Source organism: Rhizobium sp. BK456 (assembly GCF_014194045.1).
Lineage (GTDB): Bacteria > Pseudomonadota > Alphaproteobacteria > Rhizobiales > Rhizobiaceae > Rhizobium > Rhizobium redzepovicii.
Genome location: NZ_JACIAO010000011.1, coordinates 131,549 through 146,679, shown reverse-complemented (window position 1 = coordinate 146,679; position 15,131 = coordinate 131,549). Strand labels below are relative to the sequence as shown.

Here is a 15,131-nt window from a genome sequence, read left to right as displayed (position 1 = left end):
ACCCCATTGCTCATGCAGCTTCCGGGCCCATTGGGGGCAGCCGCTTGGCATGATATTTCTTAAGATCGTTTTCTATTTTCTGATTGAGGCCGTTCTTGGCCATGTCGTAGCCGACTTCGATGGCTGCGGCGATGCCTTCGGCATTTGCCCCGCCATGGCTCTTGATGACGATGCCGTTCAGGCCGAGAAACACACCGCCATTGACCTTGCTCGGATCGAGCTTCTCGCGAAGCATGTCGAAGGCGCTTTTGGCGAAGAGGTAGCCGATGCGGGCGAGCAGCGTGCGCGACATGGCAGCACGCAGATATTCGCCGATCTGCTTGGCGGTGCCTTCGGCGGTTTTCAGCGCGATATTGCCTGAAAACCCTTCGGTGACGACGACATCGACCGTGCCCTTGCCGAGGTCATTGCCCTCGACGAAGCCGGAATATTCGAGCGAATCGATATTCGCCTCGCGCAACAGCCGGCCGGCCTCCTTGACCTCTTCCTGGCCTTTCATCTCCTCGACGCCGACATTTAGCAGGCCGACCGTCGGCCGTTCGACCTCGAACAGCGCCCGCGCCATGGCGCCGCCCATCAGCGCAAAATCCATCAGCTGCTGCGCATCTGCGCCGATCGTCGCACCGACGTCGAGCACGATGCTCTCGCCTTTCAGCGTCGGCCAGATCGCGGCGATCGCTGGGCGCTCGATATTGGCCATAGTGCGCAGACAGAACTTCGCCATTGCCATCAGCGCGCCGGTATTGCCGGCCGAGACCGCGACATCGGCCTCCCCCGTCTTCACCGCCTCGATCGAGCGCCACATGGTGGAGATATAGCGGCCGCGGCGCAGCGCCTGGCTCGGCTTCTCACTCATGCTGACGGCAAGCTCGCAGTCGTGAAAGACCGATTTTTCCTTGAGCTTCGGAAACTTGGCGAGAACCGGATCGCACTGTTCCTTGAGACCGTAGAAAACGAAGGAAATATCCGGATGCCGGTCGAGCGCCTTGGCGGCGCCGGGGATGACAACCTGGGGACCAAAGTCGCCACCCATGAGGTCGAGAGATATTCTGATCACGCGTCCCTGATCCTTCTTTTCGCCGAGGGCGAAATTTCGGCCAAAATACCGGTTTTGGCGTCGCTTACAACTGAATTATGTCAAATGCCAGAGGCGCTTCAGTCCTTTTTCCAATCCTTGAGGGCCGCGAAAGCCGAAGGCTTTTTGTCCTCCTCGCCGCTATCTTCGATATGGCCGGCGAATTCGATGCCCCCCTTGCGCGGATAGGGATCGATCGCCAGAGCGGCGAATTCGGCAACCACCTCGCCGGCATCAATCGTATCGCCGACAAAGGTCTCGGGCAGATCGGGACCGTCGGGATCGAGCAACATCTCGCCGGTATCATTGCCAGCCTGGCGGGCAAGCTTGGAACCCTCCGGCACGAAGATCTGCTCGAAGCTCTCGTCGATGGCGGATTCGACCGGCTCCAGCGTCACCACGCAGGATTGGACGATCTTCGCCTTCACGCGGCCCTTGATGCGCACGCCGTCACGCTTCCAGCGGGCAATCTGCAGATCGGCGCTGAGATCATCGACGGAGACGACGTTCCAGCTCTCGGCAAGCGCCGTCAACTCGTTTGCGTCGGCCTCGACATGAACCTCGACGGGGTTGGCCGAGATATGGCCTACCTTGACTCGATAGGAGAAGGGAACATCGTCCCGATCGTTCTTCATGATTTCCTCCTCAGGCGACAGGTGGGCGGGCGACCGGCGGCAGCGTCGCCGAACCGGTGGCGATCTCCTCTTCGGCAAGCGCCGACAAATGCGCTTCCGCGGCCATCATCCAATGGGCCAGGCCGGACATATCGGCCGGCACCGGGCTTTCCGGATAGATATTGCGCGCGAGGGCGAGCGCGAGCGCTTCGGCATCGCCGGTGTCCATCGCCTTCGAATAGGCTTCGAGCCGGCCGTAAAACATGCCGGCGAGCTTCTTCATGCGCTTCGGCACGCTGTTGTCACCGATGCCGAGTTCGCGGATCGAATAGTCGATATCCTGGAAGAAGGCGTCAACGATTTCCTGGGCGATCTCCTGGCCGCTGGTGGCGGAGCTGCGCGTGCGGCGAAAAAACAGAATCATGGCGATCGACAGCATCTCGAAACGGCCCATGACCGTATCCGGCACATTGAGCCGCTCATAAATCTCCGGCATGCGGGCGCCCGCCGTCAGCACCGCATATTGCCTGTCGACGATTGCCTGATTGTTGTTTTTCTTGCGGAACAGCCCGAAGATCATTGTTTTTTCCGGAAATGCCTCATTCTTCACGCTGGCCGGCCTCTGGCCTTGTTGCATGATTTCGAAAGCTGGTTTACCGAAGCAGGCGCGAATTGCAATGCCGATCGTGGCCAGTTTCGGGACGACGCCCTCGATGCGTCAGCGAAGCAAATTCGGGATAGTCGACCCGGAATGGCCACAATGGTTTTGCAGGAGGTAAAGCGTGCAAGGCCCAAATGGCTGCTATCGATACTTTAGGGAGTAGATGTCGTTGAAGAAACGGTATTTCAAGTCTGACGTGAAACTCTTCAGCAGTGCGGCCATTGCCCTTATAATCGCCTCCACATCCGTTCTTTCCGGTTGCCAGACCGGCACCGTGCTCAATGGCGGATATGTCGCCGACCAGCAGTCGCTGAACCTCGTTCCGGAGGGCTCGAGCCGCGAGCAGGTGCTGCTTTCACTCGGCACCCCGTCGACGACGGCGACCTTCGACGGCGAAGTCTTCTATTACATCTCACAGCGGCGCACGCGCTCGGTCGCGTTCCAAAAGCTGAAGGTCGTCGACCAGAGCGTCCTGGCGATCTATTTCGACAAGGACGGCGTCGTCAGCCGCCGCGCCAACTACGCGCTTCAGGACGGCAAGGTGTTCGACACGATCGGACGCGTCACGCCGACCGGCGGCAAGGAACTCACCTTCCTGCAGCAGATGCTTTCCGGCGGCAGCGCTGCGAGTGCTGCCCGCAGCCTGTTCGGCGGCGGCGCCGGCGGCACGCCACAGAATCCGAGCAGCCTGCGCTGATCAGCTACAGACCTCCGATAAAAAACCCGCCTTCCGGCGGGTTTTTTGTTGTCAGGTATGGCACCGCGGCGAACCGCGGTGCTTGGATGTATCAACCGGCGAGAACAGCGAGCAGCAACAGCGCGACGATGTTGGTGATCTTGATCGCCGGGTTGACGGCGGGGCCGGCCGTGTCCTTGTAGGGATCCCCGACGGTGTCGCCGGTGACCGACGCCTTGTGCGCATCCGAGCCCTTCATGTGACGTACGCCGTCCTTGTCGACGAACCCGTCCTCGAAGCTCTTCTTGGCATTGTCCCAAGCGCCGCCGCCCGATGTCATCGAGATGGCGACGAAGAGGCCGTTGATGATGACGCCCAGCAGCGATGCGCCGAGAGCGGCGAAGGCCGAGGCCTTGGAGCCGGAGATGAGCAGCACGCCGAAATAAACGACGATCGGCGCCAGCACCGGCAGCAGCGACGGCACGAGCATCTCGCGGATGGCGGCCTTGGTCAGAAGGTCGACCGCCTTGCCGTAGTCCGGCTTCTCCGTGCCCTGCATGATGCCGGGCTTTTCCTTGAATTGACGGCGCACCTCTTCGACGATCGAACCGGCGGCGCGGCCGACGGCGGTCATGGCGATGCCGCCGAAGAGATAGGGAATCAGGCCGCCGAACAGCAGACCGGCGACGACATAGGGGTTCGACAATTCGAACGAGATTTCGCCGATATTGGCGAAATAGGGATACTGGTCGCCATGCGCCGCAAAATACCGCAGGTCGTTGGCGTAAGCGGCAAAGAGCACCAGCGCGCCGAGACCGGCCGAGCCGATCGCGTAACCCTTGGTCACCGCCTTGGTGGTGTTGCCGACGGCGTCGAGCGCGTCGGTCGACTTGCGCACCTCAGGCGGCAAATGCGCCATTTCGGCGATGCCGCCGGCATTGTCGGTGACCGGGCCGAAGGCGTCGAGGGCGACGATCATGCCGGCAAGGCCGAGCATGGCGGTAACCGCGATGCCGGTGCCGAAAAGGCCTCCGAGCTGGTAAGTGGCAAGAATGCCGCCGACGATGACGATGGCCGGCAGGGCGGTCGATTCCAGCGAGACCGCCAGGCCCTGGATGACATTGGTGCCATGACCGGTGACCGAGGCCTGAGCGATCGAAACGACAGGACGCTTGCCGGTGCCGGTGTAGTATTCGGTGATGACGACGATCAGCGCGGTGACGACCAGGCCGACAAGCCCGCAGACGAACAGGTTCGTGCCGGTCACGTCGGCGCCGGCGACTGTGCCGAGCGAGCCCCAGCCGACCGTCAGCGAGGTGGCGGCGCCGAGACCGACGATCGACAGCAGGCCGGTGACAATGAGCCCCTTGTAGAGCGCGCCCATGATCGAGCCGTTCGAACCGAGCTTGACGAAAAAGGTGCCGATGATCGAGGTGATGATGCAGGCGCCGCAGATCGCCAGCGGATAGATCATCGCCGACTGGAGGATCGGGGCGCCGGCAAAGAAGATTGCGGCGAGAACCATGGTGGCGACGACGGAGACCGCATAGGTCTCGAAAAGGTCGGCGGCCATACCGGCGCAATCGCCGACATTGTCGCCGACGTTATCGGCAATCGTTGCCGGGTTGCGCGGATCGTCCTCGGGAATGCCGGCTTCCACCTTGCCGACGAGGTCACCGCCGACGTCGGCGCCCTTGGTGAAGATGCCGCCACCGAGACGGGCGAAGATCGAAATCAGCGAAGCGCCGAAGCCAAGCGCCACCAGCGCATCGATGACTTCGCGCGAGCCGCTCTCATGGCCGAGGCCGAAGGTCAAAATCGTATAGTAGATGGAGACGCCGAGCAGTGCGAGGCCCGCCACCAGCATGCCGGTGATCGCACCTGACTTGAAGGCGATGTCGAGGCCGGCGGAGAGGCTGGCGGAGGCCGCCTGGGCGGTGCGCACATTGGCGCGGACGGAGACATGCATGCCGATGAAGCCGGCAGCCCCGGAAAGCACGGCGCCGATCAGGAAGCCGATGGCGGCCGTGGCGGAAAGAAGCAGCCAGGCTGCGATGAAAACAACGACGCCGACAAGGGCAATGGTTCTGTACTGGCGGGTCAGATAGGCCTGAGCGCCTTCGCGGATATAACCCGCGATCTCCTGCATGCGGCTATTGCCCTGATCGGCGGCAAGCACCGACCGGGTTGCCCAGGCGGCATAGACCACCGAGAGCAGACCGCATGCGATTACGCATAAAAGAATCGTCATTTCGCTCTTTCCTCCCATAGGCCGGAGCTCACTCCTTCTCCGGCAGATACGCCGCCGAATCGCCTTCCTCTCCACAGAAATGCCACAGCTAAGCGGTGCGGAGATTGCGTGGTCGATCACGTGGCGTCAAGACCGCAACGAGCGAAAACCGTTGCAGTGCGAAGAAAGACTTAGGGAGATTGTTTGGCGGCTAAAGACTTACTTCTTCGTGTCGCCGCGAACCTGCTTTGCAATGCGGTCGAGCACCGCATTGACGAGCTTCGGCTCGTCGTCATCAAAGAAGGCCTGGGCGATCTCGACATATTCGGTGACGATGACCGCCACCGGGACGTCCTTGCGGTCGGTGATCTCGAAGACGCCGGCGCGCAGGATGGCGCGCACGGTGCTGTCGAGGCGCGACAGGGCCCAGTCATCCTGCAGGGCTGCGGCGATCAGCGGATCGAGACGGGTCTGATCGCGCACGACGCCGGAGACGATGGAACGGAACCAGCCGGCATCGGCCTTCAGATAGGTCGCGCCGTCGAGTTCCTGGCCGAGACGGTGCGCCTCGTATTCGGCGACGATTTCCAGAACGCCGGTCCCGCCGACATCCATCTGATACAGTGCCTGAACGGCAGCAAGACGGGCAGCGCCCCGCTGGTTTGCAGTCTTGACCGGCCGTTCCGTCTTGTCGTCATTCATTCGTTATGCACCCAGTTTCTGCTTCAGCTCGATCATCGTCAGAGCGGCGCGAGCGGCAAATCCGCCCTTGTCCTTGTCCGAGCGGCGCGCACGCACCCATGCCTGTTCGTCGTTCTCGACGGTCAGAATGCCGTTGCCGATGGCAAGGGACTCGCTGACCGCAAGATCCATCAAAGCGCGCGAGGATTCGTTCGACACGATATCGAAATGATAGGTCTCGCCGCGAATGACCATGCCGAGCGCGACATAGCCATCATAATGCGTTCCGCCATTGTCGTCTCCATCGAGCGACATGGCAATCGCCGCCGGAATTTCCAGTGCGCCGGGAACGGTGACGACCTCGAAAGTGGCGCCGGCCTGTTCCAGTGCGAAGGTCGCGCCTTCGAGCAGGGCGTCGGCCATGTCGTCGTAGAAGCGGGCCTCAACGATCAAAATATGGGGAGCGGTCTCTCTCGGCATGGTTCACCTTCGTTTTGTGGGGCGTTTTCCACTCGGCAGCCCGCGGTCAAAACATGCCTTCACCAGAATGGCAAGCACTTTCGCCCGATGCCGCAAACGCCAAAGAAGAAATATCCGCAAGGGGATAGCCGCGCCGCGCCTGCACTGCTCGGCACGCTTCTCGAAGCGGTATTTCCGGATGCCTGGAAAACGGCAATTCGAAGGCGGATTTCATGAACAATTCTTAATGGCTTTTCAGTGGGTTAGCCTATTGAATCGCGAGGAAGAGAGTGCCAATTCCATGGCGTGACAGACGATCCCCTGCAACGACAGTCGACCGTCAAAGCAGATGAAAGGATACAATCATGAACCGCGTTGTCACCATCAGCATCGCTGCAGCCCTCTCCTCCCTCGTATTTGCCGCCGTCAGCCGAGCCGAAAGCCTCGGTATGAACACCGCCCAGGGCATCGAGCAGACACTCCGGACCTTCCACGGCAATGATTTCAACGTCGAGCAGGTCCATAACTGGCGCAACCTCGACGACGAGGATACCGGGCCGCGCTCGGCGCCGGAACGTTCCGGCCAGGCCGTGCACGCCATTCAGGCCTCGATCGACGCCAACAGGTCACTTGCCCACCGGCTCAACAACGAGGGCGTCGACGTCCGCAACATCGTAAATGCCGAACAGGCAGCCGACGGAAGTCTGACCTTCTACGTCCGTTGACGCTTCAGCGCATCGCGGCCCCTTCGGTGCGCGGCGCTCAAAGCATGGGCGGCGGTCTCCTCTCCGCCCATGCCTTTCTCTGCCATGCCTTTTCTCTGTCATGCCGGGATTTTCCAGAAAACCATTGAATTTTACCGGGCGATGATGGCTTCTCTTCCTGCAACAGGAGGACATCATGGCTAGGGAATCGAAGGCGGTGATCAATATCGCCGATCTCAAGCTCGACCACTGGAAACAGGGCGCGCTCTATGAAAGCGTCGACACTTCGTTCGGCACCCTTCTTGGCCTGACCGGCCTCGGCATCAGCTACAACGAGGTGCCGCCGGGGAAATCCGGCTGCCCCTTCCACAACCACCATGTCGAAGACGAGCTTTTCTACGTGATTTCAGGCACCGGCGAATACCGCTTCGGCGGCGAGCGCCATGCGATCAAGGCGGGTGACACGCTCGGCGCACCGGCCGGCGGCCCGGAAACGGCGCACCAGATCATCAACACCGGCACGGCTCCACTCGTCTATCTCGGCATATCGACAATGGCGAAGACCGAGATCGTCGAATATCCGGATTCCGGAAAGTTTCTTGCCAAAACAAACAGGGCCAAAACAAACGAGGAAGGTTCCGAACCTTCGCGCTTCCGCCATATCGGCCGGCCGGAAAGCGATCTCGACTATTGGGACGGCGAACCCGGCGCTTGAAGGAACCGAGATGACCGATATTCCAACCCTCGAAACCGAGCGGCTGACGCTCCGCCCGCACCGCCTCGACGATTTTGAGGCGCATGCGGCACTCTGGGCGGACGAGGACGTCGTTCACTTCATCACCGGCATCCCATCGACGCGAGAGCAGAGCTGGAGCCGGATGCTTCGGATTGCCGGCATGTGGCACCATATGGGTTTCGGCTTTCTGGCAATCGAGGAACAGGCCAGCGGCCGGTTCATCGGCGAAGCGGGCTTCATGGAATCCCGCCGCGAGATGGAACCCTCGATCGAGGGGACGATGGAACTCGGATGGGCGCTGATGCCTTCGGTACACGGCCGCGGTTACGCCACCGAGGCGCTGACCGCGCTGATCGGCTGGGGGCAAACGCATTTCCCCGGAAAGCCGATGAGCTGCATCATCAGCCCGGAGAACCAGGCCTCGTTGAGGGTCGCAGCCAAACTCGGTTTTCGCGAGATCACGCGCACGCAGTATAACGGCGAGATCATTCAGTTTTCGCGTTAGCGAATTCCGTCAAGCGGGCAACGCAGCGCGCGTAAGCGGCGCTTGCTGACATTTGCCGATATCGGCAAGCAAACCCAAGCTAACGGGTAGCGACGACCTCAGCTTGCGTCCCCGGATGGGTCCAGGCCTCGCACCTGCTACGCGCAAGGAACGCGCTTTAGAGTCACTGACAAGAGGCAGAAGCGCTTGGAATACCGACGTCCGCCACCTTGACACAACTAAGCATTGACGGGCGAGCTGCGTGGTAATTGCAGCCGGCAGAAACTCCCGATCTATCAGAGGCTGATCACAAATATGACCATTTTCATCATCTGCCATAAGGATTTGCCGAGCTATCCTCCGCCCGAGGGCTCGAAAATCATATGGCTCAACTCTAAACTACCTTCGGAAAACAGGGGAATGGATGTCATTGCCGGCTATGATTTTTTCAGCGAGCCGGAGGAGCTTCACGCGAAATTGTCAGGATCTCTGGGAACGATCGTAGTCGCGAAAGTCGTTTCGGAAGAAGCAGCAAAACCTCGTACCATTACTATCTGGCAGTATCGAAAATTCTTGACACGGCTCAAAATCGGAACGCCGAACCCCGATTATCCCGGGATGAACACAGCAACATCGGAAGAAACAGAAATCACAAGACCAGAGGATCCGGCGTTTTTTTCAGAAAGTTTCTTTCTGCCTCGGCCGCTAAATCTCCATAACATATCTCAACACTACGCACGCTTTCACAATATTGTTGACTTCTTGAGATATACAGCGTGTGCGATCGAAGCAAATACTTTAGCGCAAGCCGAAGCTTTGCAGTTTTTCAATTCCAGCACTTTCGTTCCTGGTGGCATTGAACTCGGCACGTATCCGACGGACTGGTGGCTGGATACTTTTGTCCGCATGGTGGCGCCGTCTTTTGAATTTGCGAAACGATATCAACCGTTTCAAGCCGATGACCCCGTGCAGAAACGTGCGATCTCATTCTGCCAGGAGCGTCTGGGAAGCTATCTTCTCGTCAAGCGGATAGCCGAACTCTATGGCAATACCCTACCCGGGTCCCTGTTCGGGGATATTGCGACGGTATCGAATGACGGGGTCTACAGGAGCGGCGTATAAGCGAGGCGCCCAATTGCAAACGCAACATCGCAACTTTTTGCGATACTGGCAGCAGAAGCGGCTCAGCCAATAAGGCTGACTAGATAAAACTGACCACGGTAGTCGAGTGCCCTCACCCCACCCCAGCCGGAACAGCGACAGTTCTGCAAACAGTGTGGCGCAAGCTTCACCTCAAATAGTAGCACCAAACAGGCTCAAATTGCCGTTCTGCAGATTTCCATGCAGACGGTAGCCTTTCGCGAAGGACAATACCTTGACGATCAATCAGCCCATTCCTTCTTTGCCGGCGGGCCTTCCTGATCTGGCGCTTCTCACGGAGAAAGCTGCCGGCACGGGATCGGTCATCATCTATCAGCCCTATCTCGACGCTTCGCAGCGCAGCCAGCTCGATACGGCTGCCATGCCGCTCGACATCTCGTTCAATACGCAGGCTACGACCCGCGAATATGAACTCTTCCTCACCCTGCATCAGCATCACGAGGCGATCGGCCTCGGTGACGACGTGTTCTGGGGGCTGCTCTCCAGCAAATTCGAGATGAAGTCGGTGACAAGCTTCCCGTCCTTTGTGACGGAGGCGGAAAAAGCCAGAGCAGAAGGAGCGGACGCCTATCTTTACAATCCGTTGATCGGCCACGCGGCGATCTACAGCAACGTCTGGGAACATTCGCTGCTTGGCGGTCATCCCGGCATGGAGCCGATCTTTCTGCATATCCAGGAGCTCGGCTATCCTATCGCGCCGCCGCAGGACAAGATTGCCTTCATGTTCTGCAACTATTTCTGCGGCAACCGAAAATTCTGGTCCGGCTATTTCGCCTTTTGCGAACGCATTCTCGAATCGCTGGAAAACCAAGCGCGCGCCGGCACGGCGGCGGGTGCTGCCTATGCCGGTACGGCTAATTATTCACGCGATGCCAACGCGAAAATGCGCCCCTTCGTGATCGAGCGCTTGCTCGGACTTTATGTCCAACAGGCTATCGCCTCCGGACTGAAGATCGCAGCCTTCGTGCCCACCCTTGCCGATTTCGAATGGAAGTTCGGTGTCCGCCTCGGCCGGATGCTGCATGGCCTCCTCGCCGCCAAGGAAGCGTTTTTGCAGAGCCGTGACGAGGCTCTCCTGACCGCGTGGCAGCAAGGCCGCCAACCGCTCATCAAGCAGCCGCATCTGATCTGGGGGGCTGATGATCCGCCCGGCTGGATGCCGCGAGGCCAATTTATCGGCGGCCGCGAATTGATGCGCGCCTATGCCCGGCAGACCTCTGGTTCTTCTCCGGTACCGCCGCTGCCGGTCCGGACGGGAAGGCCCGCCATACCGGCCGCGCCGAAGATCGAGCAGCCGCTGCGCAATTCATTGCAGCCCTTTGCCGGCGGATGGCAGGCACACAAGGACCGTCATTGCATCTGGATCGTGACGCCCGAAAACTACAATCACAGCCATGCCTTCGACGAAGTCGCGCTCGGCCTGCAGGGCGCCTTCGAGGAGCTCGGCGGCTCGGCACCGATCGTCCGCGACATGAACGCATTCGCCGGCCGTGCGCCGATCATTTATGGCGGCAATCTTCTCGCCGCCGAAATCGTCAGCCATCTGCCGAAGGACAGCGTCGTCATCAATCTCGAGCAGGTGTCCGAAGAAAGCAGCTGGATCAATTCGCGCTACACCTCGGTCCTGAAGTCGCTTCCGGTTCTGGATTACAGCCCGCGCAATCGGGAAAATCTCGCCGCCAAGGGAATCGATCACGCCGGCGTGCTCGAAATCGGCTATAGCCGGTGCCTCAGCCAGATAAGCCGCGCCACCGTCAAAGATATCGACGTGCTCTTCTACGGCTCGATGAACGAACGCCGCCACCATATCCTGAAGACGCTGAAGGACGGCGGGCTCAAGGTCGCCCATCTCTTCAATATCTATGGAGCGGAACGCGATGCGGCGATTGCCCGCTCCAAGATCGTGATCAACATCCATCATTATGCCAGCGGCGTCTTCGAGATCGTACGCATTTCCTATCTGCTCGCCAATCGCGTTTGCGTGCTGACGGAAGGCGACATCCGCGATCCAGACCTCCAGTCCTTCATCGGCGGCTTGGCAATCGAGCCGTATGACAACATGATCGAGCGCTGCTACAAGCTGATCGCAGATGCCGACGAGCGCGATGCCATTGCAACGACAGGCCTTGCAGCCATGCAGAGCCGCTCGCAGGCTGACATGCTGATGAGCGTCATGAAGGCAGGCGCCTGATGAAGGCCGCAGAAAAGGTATGTCATGCGCATTGAGACCGCAGCCATCGAGGGCATTGTTGCGATCACGCCGCCACGCTTCGGCGATCACCGCGGCTACTTCTCCGAGGTATTCAAGGATGCCTGGTTCCGGGAAAATGTGGCCGACGTCACGTTCGTCCAGGACAATGAATCGCTTTCGGCACAGGCCGGAACCGTCCGGGGGCTGCATTTCCAGATCCCGCCCTTCGCACAGGGCAAGCTGGTGCGGTGCCTTGCCGGCCGGATCATCGATGTCGTCGTCGATATCCGCGAGGGATCGCCGAGCTTCGGCAAATGGCTCTCTCAGGAGCTCGCGCCGGAGACCGGCAAGCAGCTCTGGATACCGGCCGGTTTCGCACACGGATTCGCAACGATCGAGCCGAACAGCGTCATCAGCTACAAGGTAACCGCACCCTACAGCCCGCAGCATGATCGCGGCATCGCGTGGAACGATCCGGCGATCGGCATTCGCTGGCCCTTCGATGAGAAAGACATGGTATCATCCGACAAGGACAAGACGTTGCCGCGGCTCGCCGATCTGCCAGGTCATTTTTCCTATTCAACACAGCAACCCCAGGATTGATCGACGATGCGCATACTGGTCACGGGCGGAGCGGGCTTCATCGGATCGGCATTGGTGCGCCACCTCGTCAACGAGATCGGCGCCGAGGTGCTGAATGTCGACACGCTGACCTATGCCGGCAATCTGGCATCGCTGAAATCCGTCGAAGCGGCGCCGAACTACCAGTTCCTGCGCGCCGACATCTGCGACAACGTCGGGATGCAGGAAGCATTCGCGTCCTTCCGCCCTGATATCGTCATGCATCTCGCGGCAGAGAGCCATGTCGACCGCTCGATCTCGGGCGCAGCCGATTTCATTCAGACCAACATCGTCGGCACATTCAGCCTGCTGGACGCCGCACGGCACTATTGGGATGGGCTTGACGCTCGCCGCAAGAGCGCCTTCCGTTTTCTGCATGTCTCGACGGACGAGGTCTACGGTTCGCTCGGCGACGAGGGCCTCTTCGAGGAGACGACGCCCTACGATCCGTCCTCGCCCTACTCCGCCTCCAAGGCCGCGAGCGACCATCTGGCGATCGCCTGGCACCGCACCTATGGCCTGCCCGTCGTTGTCTCCAATTGCTCCAACAATTACGGCCCGTTCCATTTCCCTGAGAAGCTCATTCCGCTGATGATCCTGAACGCACTGGAGGGCAAGCCTCTTCCGATTTACGGCAATGGCTCGAATGTCCGAGACTGGCTCTACGTCGAAGACCACGCCCGCGCGCTCTTCACAATCGCATCCAGAGGGCGCCCCGGCGAAAAATACAATGTGGGCGGCCGCAATGAGCGTAGGAACATTGATGTCGTTCATCGCATCTGCGCCATTCTCGACGGCGTCTACAGTGACAAGGCACCGCATGCGCATCTGATCACCAACGTCACCGACCGCCCCGGACACGACGCACGCTATGCGATCGATGCCTCGAAACTCGAAAGCGAACTCGGCTGGAAGGCGCAAGAGACCTTCGAAACCGGCATCGAGAAGACCGTGCACTGGTATTTGGAAAACGAATGGTGGTGGAGGCCGCTGCGCGAAAAAGTCTACTCCGGCGAACGCCTCGGCGTTTTCAAGGGGCGATAAGATGCGCATTGCCGTGACCGGCAAACACGGCCAGGTCGTTCAGTCGCTGCTCAGACGCGGTGCCGAAACGGGCGTCGAAATCAACACAGTCGGGCGCCCGGAAATGGATCTTTCGGATCCTGCAAGCGTCGCAGCCGCCTTCTCGGCTCTGCGGCCGGATGTGATCGTCTCGGCCGCCGCCTATACGGCGGTCGACAAGGCCGAGAGCGAAGCCGAGCTTGCTTTTTCCGTCAATGCAGCCGGTGCCGGGGCAGTTGCCGAGGCTGCCGCGCGGATCGGGGTCCCGGTCATCCACATTTCGACCGACTACGTCTTCAGCGGCGACAAGGCCTCCGCATATTGCGAAGAGGATGCGACGGCGCCGATCTCCGTCTACGGGCGTTCGAAACTCGCGGGCGAGAAGGCCGTCGCGGCGGCGAATCCGAACCACGTCATCTTGCGCACTGCCTGGGTCTATTCACCCTTTGGCGCCAATTTCATGAAAACGATGTTGCGGCTTTCCGAGACGCGCGATCTTCTTCGCGTCGTCGCCGATCAGAGGGGATGCCCGACCTCGGCACTCGACATCGCCGACGCGATTCTTGCGATTGCAACCCGTATCGTCGCGGACCCCGCGCCATCGCTCCGCGGCACCTTTCACCTGACCGGCAGCGGCGAAGCAAGCTGGGCGGATTTCGCCGAAGCGATATTCGCTGAGCTTTCCAAATCCGGCGGTAGAAACGTCGGCGTCGAACGCATCCCGACGGCGGACTATCCGACGCCGGCAAAGCGTCCCGCCAATTCACGCCTCAATGGCGAGAAGCTCGCCGGAACCTATGGACTCCGGCTCCCGGAGTGGAAGAAATCCATGACGATGGTCATGCAAGACCTTTTGAACAAGGGTCTTTAAGGAGATAGGCATGAAGGGAATTATTCTCGCCGGCGGTACGGGCTCACGTCTGCATCCGATCACCCAGGCCGTCTCGAAACAGTTGATGCCGGTCTACGACAAACCGATGATCTACTATCCGCTGACGACGCTCATGCTCGCCGGCATCAGGGAGCTGCTGATCATCACCACGCCTCACGACGTCGAAGCCTTCAAGCGTCTTCTCGGCGACGGCTCGCAATGGGGAATTTCGCTGAGCTATGCCGTACAGGCGAGCCCGGACGGCCTCGCCCAGGCCTTCATCATCGGCGCCGACTTCGTGCACGGCGACAGCTCGGCACTCGTTCTCGGCGACAATATCTTCTACGGGCACGGACTGCCGGAAATCATGAAATCCGGCACAGGTCGGCGGGAAGGCGCAACGGTGTTTGCCTATCACGTCACCGATCCGGAACGTTATGGCGTCGTGGGCTTCGACGAAAAGATGAATGCGCAGTCGATCGAGGAGAAACCGAAGGAGCCAAAATCGAACTGGGCGGTGACCGGCCTCTATTTCTACGACCAGCAGGTGGTCGATATCGCCGCGAACCTGAAGCCGTCACCGCGCGGCGAACTGGAAATCACCGATGTCAACCGCACCTATCTTGAGCGCGGCCAGCTTTTCGTGGAGCTGATGGGCCGGGGCTATGCCTGGCTCGACACCGGCACGCCGGATAGTCTGCATGATGCCGCAGGTTTCGTCAGCACGCTGGAGAAACGCCAGGGCTTCAAGATCGCCTGTCCCGAAGAAGTCGCCTGGCGCATGGGTTACATCTCGCAGGACGACCTCGCCAAGCTCGCAGAGAAGCTCGGCAAGAGCGCTTACGGCCAGTATCTGACGAAGCTGTCCCCGGATTGGTGAGTGACTTGCGACCCCGGAAACCGGT

The 15,131-nt window shown here is 60.1% G+C and carries 16 protein-coding genes and 1 pseudogene; 10 read left to right on the top strand and 7 right to left on the bottom strand.

Annotated features, from left to right (window positions below):
• Positions 1-10: 10 nt before the first annotated feature.
• From plsX to FHX03_RS26940, 3 genes are all read right to left on the bottom strand, one after another.
• Entirely contained in the window at positions 11-1,057 is a 1,047-nt protein-coding gene (plsX, locus tag FHX03_RS26950) for a phosphate acyltransferase PlsX (RefSeq protein WP_012557284.1), read from the bottom strand.
• Between the two features lie 98 nt (positions 1,058-1,155).
• A complete protein-coding gene (locus tag FHX03_RS26945; RefSeq protein ID WP_097627106.1) occupies positions 1,156-1,710 on the bottom strand; it encodes a YceD family protein in 555 nt (184 codons plus the stop codon).
• Between the two features lie 10 nt (positions 1,711-1,720).
• Positions 1,721-2,326, bottom strand: a complete 606-nt coding sequence (locus FHX03_RS26940) for a ubiquinol-cytochrome C chaperone family protein (protein ID WP_097627104.1) — start codon at positions 2,324-2,326, stop codon at positions 1,721-1,723.
• Between the two features lie 187 nt (positions 2,327-2,513).
• Here FHX03_RS26940 and FHX03_RS26935 point away from each other — a divergent pair, with 187 nt between their 5' ends.
• The gene (locus FHX03_RS26935; RefSeq protein ID WP_097627102.1) at positions 2,514-3,047 is read left to right on the top strand and encodes an outer membrane protein assembly factor BamE; all 534 of its coding nucleotides are present in this window, start codon (positions 2,514-2,516) and stop codon (positions 3,045-3,047) included.
• A gap of 91 nt (positions 3,048-3,138) precedes the next feature.
• On the opposite strand, the gene FHX03_RS26930 is transcribed toward FHX03_RS26935, so the two are convergent.
• From FHX03_RS26930 to FHX03_RS26915, 4 genes are all read right to left on the bottom strand, one after another.
• Positions 3,139-5,277 carry a sodium-translocating pyrophosphatase gene (locus tag FHX03_RS26930; RefSeq protein WP_097627279.1) on the bottom strand — a complete coding sequence of 713 codons (2,139 nt, stop codon included), beginning with the start codon at positions 5,275-5,277 and terminating at the stop codon, positions 3,139-3,141.
• 198 nt (positions 5,278-5,475) lie between these two features.
• The gene (gene nusB / locus FHX03_RS26925; protein WP_054181836.1) at positions 5,476-5,958 is read right to left on the bottom strand and encodes a transcription antitermination factor NusB; all 483 of its coding nucleotides are present in this window, start codon (positions 5,956-5,958) and stop codon (positions 5,476-5,478) included.
• Positions 5,959-5,961: 3 nt separating this feature from the next.
• On the bottom strand, positions 5,962-6,417 hold the full coding sequence (locus FHX03_RS26920) for a 6,7-dimethyl-8-ribityllumazine synthase (RefSeq protein WP_097627100.1): 456 nt from the start codon (positions 6,415-6,417) through the stop codon (positions 5,962-5,964).
• A gap of 46 nt (positions 6,418-6,463) precedes the next feature.
• Positions 6,464-6,631, bottom strand: a complete 168-nt coding sequence (locus FHX03_RS26915) for a hypothetical protein (protein WP_165503913.1) — start codon at positions 6,629-6,631, stop codon at positions 6,464-6,466.
• 130 nt (positions 6,632-6,761) lie between these two features.
• Between FHX03_RS26915 and FHX03_RS26910 the strand changes: the two genes are divergently transcribed.
• From FHX03_RS26910 to rfbA, 9 genes and pseudogenes are all read left to right on the top strand, one after another.
• Entirely contained in the window at positions 6,762-7,121 is a 360-nt protein-coding gene (locus FHX03_RS26910; protein ID WP_183856311.1) for a hypothetical protein, read from the top strand.
• Between the two features lie 175 nt (positions 7,122-7,296).
• Positions 7,297-7,815 carry a cupin domain-containing protein gene (locus tag FHX03_RS26905; RefSeq protein WP_097627096.1) on the top strand — a complete coding sequence of 173 codons (519 nt, stop codon included), beginning with the start codon at positions 7,297-7,299 and terminating at the stop codon, positions 7,813-7,815.
• A gap of 10 nt (positions 7,816-7,825) precedes the next feature.
• Complete coding sequence (locus FHX03_RS26900) at positions 7,826-8,341, top strand: GNAT family N-acetyltransferase (RefSeq protein ID WP_097627094.1); 516 nt, start codon at positions 7,826-7,828, stop codon at positions 8,339-8,341.
• A 294-nt stretch (positions 8,342-8,635) separates the two neighbouring features.
• Complete coding sequence (locus tag FHX03_RS26895; RefSeq protein ID WP_183856309.1) at positions 8,636-9,442, top strand: hypothetical protein; 807 nt, start codon at positions 8,636-8,638, stop codon at positions 9,440-9,442.
• 253 nt (positions 9,443-9,695) lie between these two features.
• Positions 9,696-11,707, top strand: a pseudogene (locus FHX03_RS26890) (glycosyltransferase family 1 protein).
• On the top strand, positions 11,697-12,275 hold the full coding sequence (gene rfbC, locus FHX03_RS26885) for a dTDP-4-dehydrorhamnose 3,5-epimerase (protein WP_097627088.1): 579 nt from the start codon (positions 11,697-11,699) through the stop codon (positions 12,273-12,275). Before FHX03_RS26890 ends, rfbC begins: the two are co-directional and overlap by 11 nt.
• A 6-nt stretch (positions 12,276-12,281) precedes the next feature.
• Positions 12,282-13,337: a dTDP-glucose 4,6-dehydratase gene (gene rfbB, locus FHX03_RS26880; protein WP_097627086.1), complete on the top strand. Its 1,056-nt coding sequence runs from the start codon at positions 12,282-12,284 to the stop codon at positions 13,335-13,337.
• 1 nt (position 13,338) lies between these two features.
• Complete coding sequence (gene rfbD, locus FHX03_RS26875) at positions 13,339-14,226, top strand: dTDP-4-dehydrorhamnose reductase (protein ID WP_183856306.1); 888 nt, start codon at positions 13,339-13,341, stop codon at positions 14,224-14,226.
• A 10-nt stretch (positions 14,227-14,236) separates the two neighbouring features.
• Positions 14,237-15,106, top strand: a complete 870-nt coding sequence (rfbA, locus tag FHX03_RS26870) for a glucose-1-phosphate thymidylyltransferase RfbA (RefSeq protein ID WP_097627082.1) — start codon at positions 14,237-14,239, stop codon at positions 15,104-15,106.
• Positions 15,107-15,131 lie beyond the last annotated feature (25 nt).

Coding starts and splice junctions, on each gene's coding strand:
- FHX03_RS26945 (WP_097627106.1), bottom strand. CDS start 1,710: ATGAAGAACGATCGGGACGATGTTCCCTTCTCCTATCGAGTCAAGGTA.
- FHX03_RS26940 (WP_097627104.1), bottom strand. CDS start 2,326: ATGCAACAAGGCCAGAGGCCGGCCAGCGTGAAGAATGAGGCATTTCCG.
- FHX03_RS26935 (WP_097627102.1), top strand. CDS start 2,514: ATGTCGTTGAAGAAACGGTATTTCAAGTCTGACGTGAAACTCTTCAGC.
- FHX03_RS26930 (WP_097627279.1), bottom strand. CDS start 5,277: ATGACGATTCTTTTATGCGTAATCGCATGCGGTCTGCTCTCGGTGGTC.
- nusB (WP_054181836.1), bottom strand. CDS start 5,958: ATGAATGACGACAAGACGGAACGGCCGGTCAAGACTGCAAACCAGCGG.
- FHX03_RS26920 (WP_097627100.1), bottom strand. CDS start 6,417: ATGCCGAGAGAGACCGCTCCCCATATTTTGATCGTTGAGGCCCGCTTC.
- FHX03_RS26915 (WP_165503913.1), bottom strand. CDS start 6,631: ATGAAATCCGCCTTCGAATTGCCGTTTTCCAGGCATCCGGAAATACCG.
- FHX03_RS26910 (WP_183856311.1), top strand. CDS start 6,762: ATGAACCGCGTTGTCACCATCAGCATCGCTGCAGCCCTCTCCTCCCTC.
- FHX03_RS26905 (WP_097627096.1), top strand. CDS start 7,297: ATGGCTAGGGAATCGAAGGCGGTGATCAATATCGCCGATCTCAAGCTC.
- FHX03_RS26900 (WP_097627094.1), top strand. CDS start 7,826: ATGACCGATATTCCAACCCTCGAAACCGAGCGGCTGACGCTCCGCCCG.
- FHX03_RS26895 (WP_183856309.1), top strand. CDS start 8,636: ATGACCATTTTCATCATCTGCCATAAGGATTTGCCGAGCTATCCTCCG.
- rfbC (WP_097627088.1), top strand. CDS start 11,697: ATGCGCATTGAGACCGCAGCCATCGAGGGCATTGTTGCGATCACGCCG.
- rfbB (WP_097627086.1), top strand. CDS start 12,282: ATGCGCATACTGGTCACGGGCGGAGCGGGCTTCATCGGATCGGCATTG.
- rfbD (WP_183856306.1), top strand. CDS start 13,339: ATGCGCATTGCCGTGACCGGCAAACACGGCCAGGTCGTTCAGTCGCTG.
- rfbA (WP_097627082.1), top strand. CDS start 14,237: ATGAAGGGAATTATTCTCGCCGGCGGTACGGGCTCACGTCTGCATCCG.